This is a genomic window from Actinoplanes sp. NPDC051633, from assembly GCF_040681735.1.
In the GTDB taxonomy this organism is placed as follows: Bacteria; Actinomycetota; Actinomycetes; order Mycobacteriales; family Micromonosporaceae; genus Actinoplanes.
Genome location: NZ_JBFAZH010000183.1, coordinates 1 through 9319, shown reverse-complemented (window position 1 = coordinate 9319; position 9319 = coordinate 1). Strand labels below are relative to the sequence as shown.

The 9319-nt window shown below is 72.3% G+C and carries 9 protein-coding genes; 5 read left to right on the top strand and 4 right to left on the bottom strand.

What is annotated here, in order from left to right:
* The coding region (locus AB0M20_RS13395) for a sigma-70 family RNA polymerase sigma factor (RefSeq protein WP_364297723.1) at positions 1 to 666 on the top strand (666 nt) is incomplete at its 5' end.
* An 8-nt stretch (positions 667 to 674) separates the two neighbouring features.
* On the opposite strand, the gene AB0M20_RS13390 is transcribed toward AB0M20_RS13395, so the two are convergent.
* Together AB0M20_RS13390 and AB0M20_RS13385 are read right to left on the bottom strand one after the other, a co-directional pair.
* Positions 675 to 3227, bottom strand: a complete 2553-nt coding sequence (locus AB0M20_RS13390; protein WP_364297721.1) for a GNAT family N-acetyltransferase — start codon at positions 3225 to 3227, stop codon at positions 675 to 677.
* A gap of 3 nt (positions 3228 to 3230) precedes the next feature.
* Complete coding sequence (locus tag AB0M20_RS13385) at positions 3231 to 4415, bottom strand: acetoin utilization protein AcuC (protein ID WP_364297719.1); 1185 nt, start codon at positions 4413 to 4415, stop codon at positions 3231 to 3233.
* A gap of 84 nt (positions 4416 to 4499) precedes the next feature.
* Here AB0M20_RS13385 and AB0M20_RS13380 point away from each other — a divergent pair, with 84 nt between their 5' ends.
* On the top strand, positions 4500 to 5198 hold the full coding sequence (locus AB0M20_RS13380; protein ID WP_364297717.1) for a metal-dependent transcriptional regulator: 699 nt from the start codon (positions 4500 to 4502) through the stop codon (positions 5196 to 5198).
* On the opposite strand, the gene AB0M20_RS13375 is transcribed toward AB0M20_RS13380, so the two are convergent.
* A complete protein-coding gene (locus AB0M20_RS13375; protein WP_364297715.1) occupies positions 5195 to 5449 on the bottom strand; it encodes a DUF5522 domain-containing protein in 255 nt (84 codons plus the stop codon). The genes AB0M20_RS13380 and AB0M20_RS13375 overlap by 4 nt on opposite strands.
* Before the next feature lie 131 nt (positions 5450 to 5580).
* Between AB0M20_RS13375 and AB0M20_RS13370 the strand changes: the two genes are divergently transcribed.
* On the top strand, positions 5581 to 6078 hold the full coding sequence (locus AB0M20_RS13370; RefSeq protein WP_364297713.1) for a hypothetical protein: 498 nt from the start codon (positions 5581 to 5583) through the stop codon (positions 6076 to 6078).
* On the top strand, positions 6075 to 6968 hold the full coding sequence (locus AB0M20_RS13365) for an alpha/beta hydrolase (protein ID WP_364297711.1): 894 nt from the start codon (positions 6075 to 6077) through the stop codon (positions 6966 to 6968). The genes AB0M20_RS13370 and AB0M20_RS13365 overlap by 4 nt, the downstream gene beginning before the upstream one ends.
* 13 nt (positions 6969 to 6981) lie before the next feature.
* Here the strand turns inward: AB0M20_RS13365 and AB0M20_RS13360 are convergent, their stop codons facing one another.
* A complete protein-coding gene (locus tag AB0M20_RS13360) occupies positions 6982 to 8166 on the bottom strand; it encodes an MFS transporter (RefSeq protein ID WP_364297709.1) in 1185 nt (394 codons plus the stop codon).
* Positions 8167 to 8250: 84 nt separating this feature from the next.
* Here AB0M20_RS13360 and AB0M20_RS13355 point away from each other — a divergent pair, with 84 nt between their 5' ends.
* Positions 8251 to 9261: an SAM-dependent methyltransferase gene (locus AB0M20_RS13355; RefSeq protein WP_364297707.1), complete on the top strand. Its 1011-nt coding sequence runs from the start codon at positions 8251 to 8253 to the stop codon at positions 9259 to 9261.
* The last annotated feature ends 58 nt before the right edge of the window (positions 9262 to 9319 follow it).

Sequence of the window (9319 nt, the reverse complement as noted above, 5' to 3'; positions counted from 1 at the left end):
TACACCGGCCGCGGCATGGCCTTCCTCGACCTGATCCAGGAGGGCAACCTCGGCCTGATCCGCGCGGTCGAGAAGTTCGACTACACCAAGGGCTACAAGTTCTCCACGTACGCCACCTGGTGGATCCGCCAGGCCATCACCCGCGCCATGGCCGACCAGGCCCGCACCATCCGCATCCCGGTGCACATGGTCGAGCAGGTCAACCGCATGGTCCGCGCCCGCCGCGACCTGGCCACGTCGCTGGGCCGGGAGCCGAACGTCGCGGAGATCGCGACGGCGATGGGCGTGCCGGAGTTCCAGATCATCGAGCTGATCTCGTACGACCGGGAGCCGGTCAGCCTGGACCAGGCGGTCGGCGAGGACGGCGAGAGCGCACTGGGTGACTTCGTCGCCGCGGTGGACCCGAACGCCGAGCCCGGCCAGTCGGTGGCGCAGGGCGAGCTGCGCAGCGAGGTCGAGATCGTGCTCTCCACGCTGTCGGAGCGCGAGTCCGCGGTGATCCGGCTGCGGTTCGGCCTGGACGACGGCCGGCAGCGCACGCTCGACGAGGTGGGCCGAGAGTTCGGTCTGAGCCGCGAGCGGATCCGGCAGATCGAGAAGGTGACGATGTCGAAGCTCCGGTCGCCGGAGCGCGCATCCCGCCTCGAGGCGTACGCCGGCAACTAACTCTTCAGCTAACCCTTCAGCATCCGGGGGCCCGAGTCGCGACGCGGCCGGGCCTCCCCTGTTTCCACGTGCGCGTGCAGCACCGAGAAGCCGTCCGGCCGGGCCAGCACCGGGTTGAGTGACAGCCCCCGCACCTCCGGATGGTCGTCGGCCAGCCGGCCGACCCGCAGCAACAGATCGATCAACGCGTCGCGGTCCACCGGCACGGAACCCCGGTAACCGTGCAGCAGCGGCGCGGCGCGCGGCTCGTCGACCAGCGCCGCGGCGGCCCGATCGGTGAGGGGCGCGGCCCGCCAGGCGATGTCGCCGAGCAGCTCACTGGCCACCCCGCCGAGGCCGAAGCCGACGACCGGCCCGAACGCCGGGTCCTCGACCACCTCCACCGTGCAGGCCACGCCGGGCGGGACCATCGACTGCACCAGCACCTCGGGGCCGAAGGCGGCGAGCAGCTCGGCGTACGCGGTGCGGACGTCGTCGGGGTCGGCCAGCGCCAGGCGGACGGCGCCGAGGTCGATGCGGTGCCGCAGGGCCCGGCCGGCCGCCTTGATGGCCACCGGATAGCCGACCTGCTCGGCCGCCTTCAGCACCTCTTCGACGGCCGCCGCGGCAACGGACGGGACCACGTCGATGCCGTACTGCCCCAGCAGGTCGGGCTTGTCGGCCAGCGGGAACGAGGGCAGCACGCCCGGCGGGCGGCGCAACCAGTCCGCATAGGACGCCACCCGGCCCAGCGCCCGCACCGCCTCCTCGACCGACGGATACGACGGGACACGCGGCGGTGACTGTCCGAGCAGGAACGTCGCCACGGTCGGCTTCTCGCCGGCCAGGGCCACGCTCGCCAGCGCCGCGGAGAAGTCGGCGTCGTCGTCGGCCAGCTGCCCGGGCAGCGGCGGCGCGAAGACCACGATCAGCGCGTCCACGTTCTCGTCCACGGCCGCCTGGGCGAGCAGGTCGCCGAACTCGTGCGCGCCGGCCTGCGGGCTGATGTCGCGGGGATAGCCGGGCGCCACGGTCAGGCCGTTGCCGCGGGCGGCGGCCACCGCCAGCCCGGACAGCGCGGACGAGTTGCCGGCGATCGCCACCCGGCGGCCCGAGGGCAGCGGCTGGTGCGCGAGCAGCAGCCCGACGTCGAACATCTCGGCCACGGTGTCCACCCGGATCACTCCGGAGCGGGCGAAGAGCGCGGTCACCGCGTTGGCATCCGGGCCGGGTAGCTCGCCCGCGAAGCCCGGCGGGACGGCCTTCAGTCCGGTTGAGGGCGGCGGTTGGGGCTGTGGACGGCGGATCGCCGACGCCACCGCGACCACCGGCTTCACCCGGCTCATCCGGCGGGCCAGCCGGGCGAACTTGCGCGGGTTGCCGAAGGTCTCCAGGTAGAGCAGCACCACGTCGGTGCCCGGGTCGTCCTGCCAGTACTGCAGCAGGTCGTTGCCGGAGACGTCGGCCCGGTTGCCGGCCGACACGAAGCTCGACAGCCCGAGCCCGCGCCGCTCCGCCTCGGCGAGCAGGGCCACCCCGAGCGCGCCGGACTGGCTGAAGAAGCCGACCCGGCCCGCCGCCGGGAGCCGGGGCGCGAGCGTGGCGTTGAGGCGTACCCCCGGATCGGTATTGGCTACCCCCATGCTGACCGGCCCCACCACCCGCAGTCCCGCCTCGCGGGCGCTGTCGATCAGCGCGCGTTGAGCCGCCCGGCCCTCCGGACCGGCCTCGGCGAAGCCGGCCGAGACGACGACCAGGCCACCCGCGCCGGCCGCGGCCGCGTCGTGCAGGGCATCCGCGACGCCGTCGGGAGGCAGGGCGATCAGCGCGAGATCGACCTCGGCGCGGGCATCCGCCGCCGACGGGTACGCGGGCAGCCCCCCGACCCGGTCGGCGGTGCGATGGACCGGCACGATGGCGCCCGGGTACCCGCCGTCGCGCAGATGGCCGAGCACCGCCGCGCCGATCCCCTGACCGCTCGCACTCGCGCCGTAGACCGCGACCCCGCGCGGGCTCAGCAGCCGCGCGATCGACCTCGCCTCCGTGCGCTGCTCGCGGCTCTCCTGCACGGCGCGGCTCTGCTCGGTCGGCGCGATCGGGAAGCTCAGGTGCACCACGCCGTCCTCGTAGCGGCGGGTCACCTGATAGCCGAAGTCGCTGAACACGCGCAGCATGCCGCCGTTGTGCGGGAGCACCTCGGCGACGAAGGTGTCGATGCCGTGCGCGCGGGCCGCCTCGGCGAGGTGCTCCAGGAGCACCGAGCCGATGCCGCGGCCCTGATGCGCGTCCTCCACCACGAACGCGACCTCGGCCTCCGGCGACTCCGGGCCCAGCCGCTCGTAGCGGCCCACCGCCGTGATCCGGTCGTTCATGACGATGACGAACGCCTCGCGGTCGACGTGGTCGACGTTGGTGAACCGTTCCAGGTCGCGCTCGGGGATCCGCGGGTACGGCGAGAAGTAGCGCAGGTAGCGGGTGCGCTCGCTCATCCGGGAGTGGAAGTCCACGATGGCCGGTGCGTCATCCGGCCGGATCTGGCGCAGGCGGACCGCGGTGCCGTCGGAGAGAAGGACGTCGACCACGGCTCAGTCCCGCGGGTCGTGCGGGTCGAGGCCGTGCAGCGGGAACACCGCCATGCGGGTGGCCAGGATCGCCTTGTCGATCGGATCGGGGGTGGTGCCCGGCTGCCACGACTCGATCGCCGGCGTCACGCCGTCGGTCATGTCCAGCGGGATGTCGGCGCCGGGGCGGCGCCGGGCGGCCAGCTCGCGCCAGGCCGGTGGCGTGGGGGTGGCCGGGTCGAGCGGGTCGCCGGTGGCCACGGCGAGCAGGTGTGTCCAGGCCCGGGGTACGACCTCGACCAGCGCGTACCCGCCGCCGCCGGTGGCCACCCACCGGCCGTCGCAGAGCTCGTCGGCGAGCTCTCTGATCCGCAGGTAGGCGGCCCGCTGACCGTCGACCGAGAGCCGCAGGTCGGCCAGCGGATCGAGGCGGTGCGAGTCGGCGCCGCACTGGCTGAAGAGCAGCTGCGGGCCGAACGCCCGGAGCACCGAGGGGACGACCGCGTTGAAGGCGCGCAGCCAGCCGGCGTCCTCGGTGCCCGGGGGCAGAGCGAGGTTCACCGCCGAGCCCTCCGCGCCCTTGCCGCCCACCTCGTCCGGGAAGCCGGTGCCGGGGAAGAGCGCGAGCGGCGTCTCGTGCAGGCTGATCGTGAGGACGCGCGGGTCGTCCCAGAAGATGGCCTGCACGCCGTCGCCGTGGTGCACGTCGATGTCCACGTACGCGATGCGTTCCGCGCCCTGGTCGAGCAGCCGCGTGATCGCCACCGCCGGGTCGTTGTAGACGCAGAAGCCCGACGCCCGCGACGGCATGGCGTGGTGCAGGCCACCGGCGATGTTCACCGCGCGGGTGACCTCGCCGCGCCAGACCGCCTCGGCAGCGGCCAGGGTGGCGCCGCAGACGCGGGAACTGGCCTCGTGCATGCCCTGGAACACCGGATTGTCCGCGGTGTTCAGCCCCCAGCCGCGGAAGAAGGGATCATTCGGCGCGACGCGGACCGCCGCCAGATACTCCGCGCTGTGCACCCGGGTCAGCGCTTCCTCGCCGGCCGGCTCCGGGACGACCATCCGGACCCCGGGGCGATCAAGGACGCCCAGCTCACGGGCCAGAGCCATGGTCAGCTCGACCCGCACCGGGTCGAGCGGATGGTCACCCATGTCGTAGCCGAGCAGGGACTCGTCCCAGACCACCGCCGTCGCGCCGTCCGCCATGGCGCCATCGTCGCACGGTACAGTCTTGGCACCCACCGGGCAGCACGCAGCTGCGAGGTAATATCGCTGCTGGGAGGACCCATCGTGAAGGCGTCAACGCACAAGCACGACCTCGTCGACACCACCGAGATGTACCTGCGCACCGTCCTCGAGCTCGAGGAGGAGGGTGTCACGCCGCTGCGCGCGCGCATCGCCGAGCGGCTGCACCAGAGCGGTCCGACCGTCAGTCAGACGGTCGCGCGGATGGAACGCGACGGGCTGCTGACCGTGGAGAACGACCGCCACCTGCTGCTCACCGAGCAGGGCCGGGCCGCCGCGGTCTCCGTCATGCGCAAGCACCGCCTGGCCGAGCTGCTGCTGGTCAACGTCATCGGGATGCCCTACGAGGAGGCCCACGACGAGGCCTGCCGGTGGGAACACGTGATGAGCGACTCGGTGGAGAAGCGCGTCTACGAGCTGCTGAACAAGCCGACCCGCTCGCCGTACGGCAACGTGATCCCGGGGCTCGCCGCGCTGGACGAGACGACCGTGCCGAGCGAGCTGGACGCGCCGGAACGCAACCTCGCGTTCCCGGGCCTGTCCGGCAGCGTCGTGGTGCGGCGGATCTGCGAGAGCGTGCAGACCAACGTCGACGTGCTGCGTCAGCTGCACTCGGCGGGCATCGACCCGGGCGCGACGGTCACCGTGGCGCAGGAGCGCGACGGGGTGACCATCGACCGGTCCGGCGACAAGATCCGGCTGCCCCGCGAGGTGGCGTCGCGGGTCTTCGTCGACGCCCACTAACTCTCGGCGGGACCGTCGTAGTACGGACAATGCCGGCAACCGCGTCCGCAGCAGGTCCCACGCCTGGCCAGAAACCCGGCGGTAAGCACGAACAGTCCCGAGTCGGGATCGAGGTAGCCCGCTTCCCCGGCGTCGAGGGCTGCCTGGTGCGCCTCGAGGATCTCCCGCCGCCGGGGATGCCGGGGATCGAGACGCGCCGGATGCGGCTCGGCCAGCGGCCGCCCGGCCCGCGGCAACCGGCGTTCATCCATCCCCCAACCATAGGAACGGCCGCGCGCACCCACACAAAGTGGTAGCCGAGCCACCTTTGCGCGGGCCGGACGCGTGGGTGAGCTACCACTGTTTGCTTGACACGGGGTGTCAAGTGGCGTTTGGTGTTGGGGTGGGTGAGCGCGAGGATCTGGTCGAGCAGATTCTGCGGATGCTCGACGTGCGGCTACTGGATCCGCTCGAGTTGCTGCTCGACGGGGACGAGGTCGTGGATGCGCTGCGAGGGCTGCTGCGGGTGCGGGCCGGGCGGTGGGCCGACGAGATCCGGGACGGGGACCCGCGGCAGGCCGTGCACATGACGGCCCGGCTCATCTCGTCGCTGTATCCGGAGGATCGGGCCTTCGATCCGCCGGCCGACTGGTGGCGGACGCCCCTCGGGCAGGTGACCGCGCGGCGGGTGGGACATCCGGCGGCGGCCTCGGTGTCCTACGGCACGGCGGGGGCGATGCTCGGGATCACCCGGCAGGGCGTGCACGATCTGGTGCGACGGGGACGGTTGCCGCGGCATCCGGACGGCGGCGTCCCGTCCGAGGCGGTCCGCGATCGATTGCGCACGCGGCATCGACCTGGCGAACCGCCCGGGCAGAGCGAAGGTGGAGGAGTGTTGTGATCAACGATCGGCTCATCGATGCCGGGGAGTTGCCCATTGCCGTGCGTGACTTCGGCGGGGACGCGGCGCCGCTGGTGCTCCTGCACGGGGCCGGCGGGAACCTCGCCGCCATGACCACCCTGGCCCGGGCGTTACGCGGGCGGCACCGGGTGATCACTGTGGACCTGCGGGGGCATGGGCGGTCCGGGGACGGGACCTGGTCGTGGGATGCGGCGCTCGCCGATCTCGCCGCCGTCGTCGTGCAGATGGAACTGAAGTCGCCGGCCGTCGTCGGGCATTCGCTCGGCGGGATGGTCGCCGCACTGTGGGGGCAGCGGCATCCCGAGTCACCCGGGGTCGTCAACCTCGACGGGAACCCGCCGCCCACGTCGCCGGCGCAGCTGCCCGGGATGGATCCGGGGAAGGCCGCCGCCGAGCTGGCGCGGCTGCACGAGGTCTTCGATCGGATGCACGCCGGGATGGGCCGCACCATCCCGGCCGATCAGCTGCCCGACCTGGTGGAACGTGAGCGGATGGCGGCCCGGGACATGGGCGCCAACGAGAAGGTGTGGATCGAGGGGTTCCGCCGGAATCTCGTGCACAAGGACGGGGAGACCTCGATCCGTCCCGGGGCGGGCACGGCGGCGGAGCTGCGTACCCTGATGAACGAACTTGATCTTGGGCCGGTCTATGCCGCGACGCGGTGCCCGGAGCTCGTTGTGCTGTCGACCCGGGACCTGCCGGCGCAGGAGCCGTTCGCGGAGCTCTACGCGGCGCACCGTCGCTTCGTCGTCGAGCAGGCCGCGGCGAGCGTTGTCCGGTATCTGCAGCTGGAGGACGCGTCGCACGCGATGGTGATCGAGCAGCCGGAGCTGCTCGCCCGGCTGATCGGCGACTTCCTGGAGGGCTGATCTTCTAGGTTCGTCAGGGCTCAGCCGAGGGCAGCGGTTTGGCGGCGCGGCTGGCGAACAGGCCGATGGCGAGGGCGCCGAAGACACAGAGCAATGCGTTCAGTACGCCGACATGCTCGGCCAGCACGCCGATCAGGGGCGGCCCGGCCAGGAACGACGCGTACCCGATGGAGCCCGCCACCGAGACGCGGATCGCGGCCCGGACCGGGTCGTCCGCGGCCGCGCTCATGCCCACCGGGAAGCCGAGCGACGCGCCCGCACCCCAGAGCAGCGCGCCGAGCAAGACCAGCGGCACCGAGATGCCGGAGACGACCAGCAGCAGGCCGAGCGCCGCCGAGACGACCGTCGCCCGCAACACCCGGACCCGGCCCCAGCGTTCGATCGCCTCGCCGCCGAAGAGCCGTGCCAGCGTCATCGCCGTGACGAACGTCCCGAAGCCGATCGCGCCGATGGTCTCGCTCGCGCCGTACCCGTCGACCAGGCCGATCGCCAACCAGTCGTTGGCCGCGCCCTCGGTGAAGCCGAACCCGAGCATGATGAGTCCGATCAGGACCGTGCGGGGCTCGCGCCAGGCCTGGCGCACGCTCATCGCCGGCTTCTCCCCGGGCGGCAGTGGCTCCCAGGGCAGGAAGCGGCGCACGGTAACGACCATCACCACCGCGGTCAGGCCGGCCGTGATGAAGAGCTGACCCGACACCGGCAGTCCCACCGCCGCGGCGCCCGCGCTGAACCCCGCGCCGAGCACCGTGCCGAGGCTGAAGCCGGCGTGGAAACGCGGCATGATGGTGCGGTCCAGGCGGCGCTCCACGTCGGCGCCCTCGACGTTCATCGAGACGTCCCAGGTGCTGTTGCCCGCGCCGGCCAGCACCAGGCCGAGCCCGGCCAGCCACACCGAACCGGTCGCCGTGCCGAGGCCCAGCGCGGTCAGCCCGAAGACCATCGACGTGCTGCCCAGCAGCACCGCCCGGGCCGGGCCGATCCGCTGCACCAGCGGCCCGGCCAGCGGGATCGACGCGATCGCGGCGACGGAAAGGCAGAGCAGCAGGAGGCCGAAGCCGGCCGCGCTCAGGTGCAGGTCGTCGCGGACGGCGGGCGCGCGGGCCAGCCAGCCGGCAAACGCGAGACCGTTGGTGGCGAAGGTGACCCCGACCGCCACCTTGGCGACGTCGAGCCGGGAGCTCTCCAGGGCAGTGGTCACCAACTCAACTTAACCGTTAAAGCGCGGACCCTCCACGTGATCCCCGCCTCTTTCCATTCCATTGCGACTGATAGAATTGCCGCCGTGGCCAATCGGATTATCTTTTCGGCCGCCGAGGATTCCTTTCACATTGCCAGCCGCGAATTGGAAGATTGCTTCGGCCGGCAGATCTCGATAGAGCGCCTGGGCCCGGACGTCGGCGTTTTCGCCGCGCCGGAGATCGACCTGGCCGACGTCGCGCGGGCGTGCGACGAGCATCGCATCGTGCTGATCAAGCATCTCAGCGCCGAGGCCGCCGTCCTGCCCGATCCGGCCGGGCTGGCCGAGCGGGCGCTCGAGATCGTCACGGAGCGGGAGAGCCCGGCCGATCTCTCCGTGCAGGTCTGGGTCAGCGGCCGCAACCGGTTCGAGCAGGGGCCGGCCGAGATCGCCGGGCTCGTCGTCGACCGGCTGCGCGACGACGGCTTCCGGCCCGGCCGCGCCGGCCACAAGCACGTCCTCTCCGTCTGCCTCACCCCCGGCGAGGTGCTGGTCGGCTTCAACGAGGCGCGGCTCGCGCTCAGCGACTGGCCGGGCGGCCGGGTACGGCTCTTCCGGGGCGATGACCAGGTGTCCCGGGCCGAGTTCAAGCTGGAGGAGCTCTTCCAGACCTTCCCGGTGGAGCTGCCCGCGCGCGGGCTGGCCGTCGACTTCGGCGCCGCCCCGGGCGGCTGGACGCGCATCATCCGGCAGCGCGGCCTCGAGGTGCTCGCCGTCGACCCCGGCGACCTCGACCCGCGCGTGGCCGCCGATCCCGGCGTCCGGCACCTGCGCACCACGGCGGGCGAGTTCCTCCGCGCCGATCGCCGGCGACTGGACCTGGCGCTGAACGACATGCGCATGGAGCCGCTGCTCAGCGCCGAGCTGATGGTGACCGCGGCCCGGCACCTGAAGCAGGGGGCGACGGCCGTCGTGACGCTCAAGGTAGGCTTGCACCGGGTCCTCGCCACCGTTGACCGCTGCCTCGAGCTTCTCGCCGGGGAGTTCGAGGTGGTGGCCGCCCGGCAATTGCACCACAATAGAAAAGAAGTAACGGTGCTATTGCAGCGCCGGTGAATTCGAGCCGACCCCGTTTGGGTCGACATCGGCCGTCGTGCTATGCTATGCGACGGCC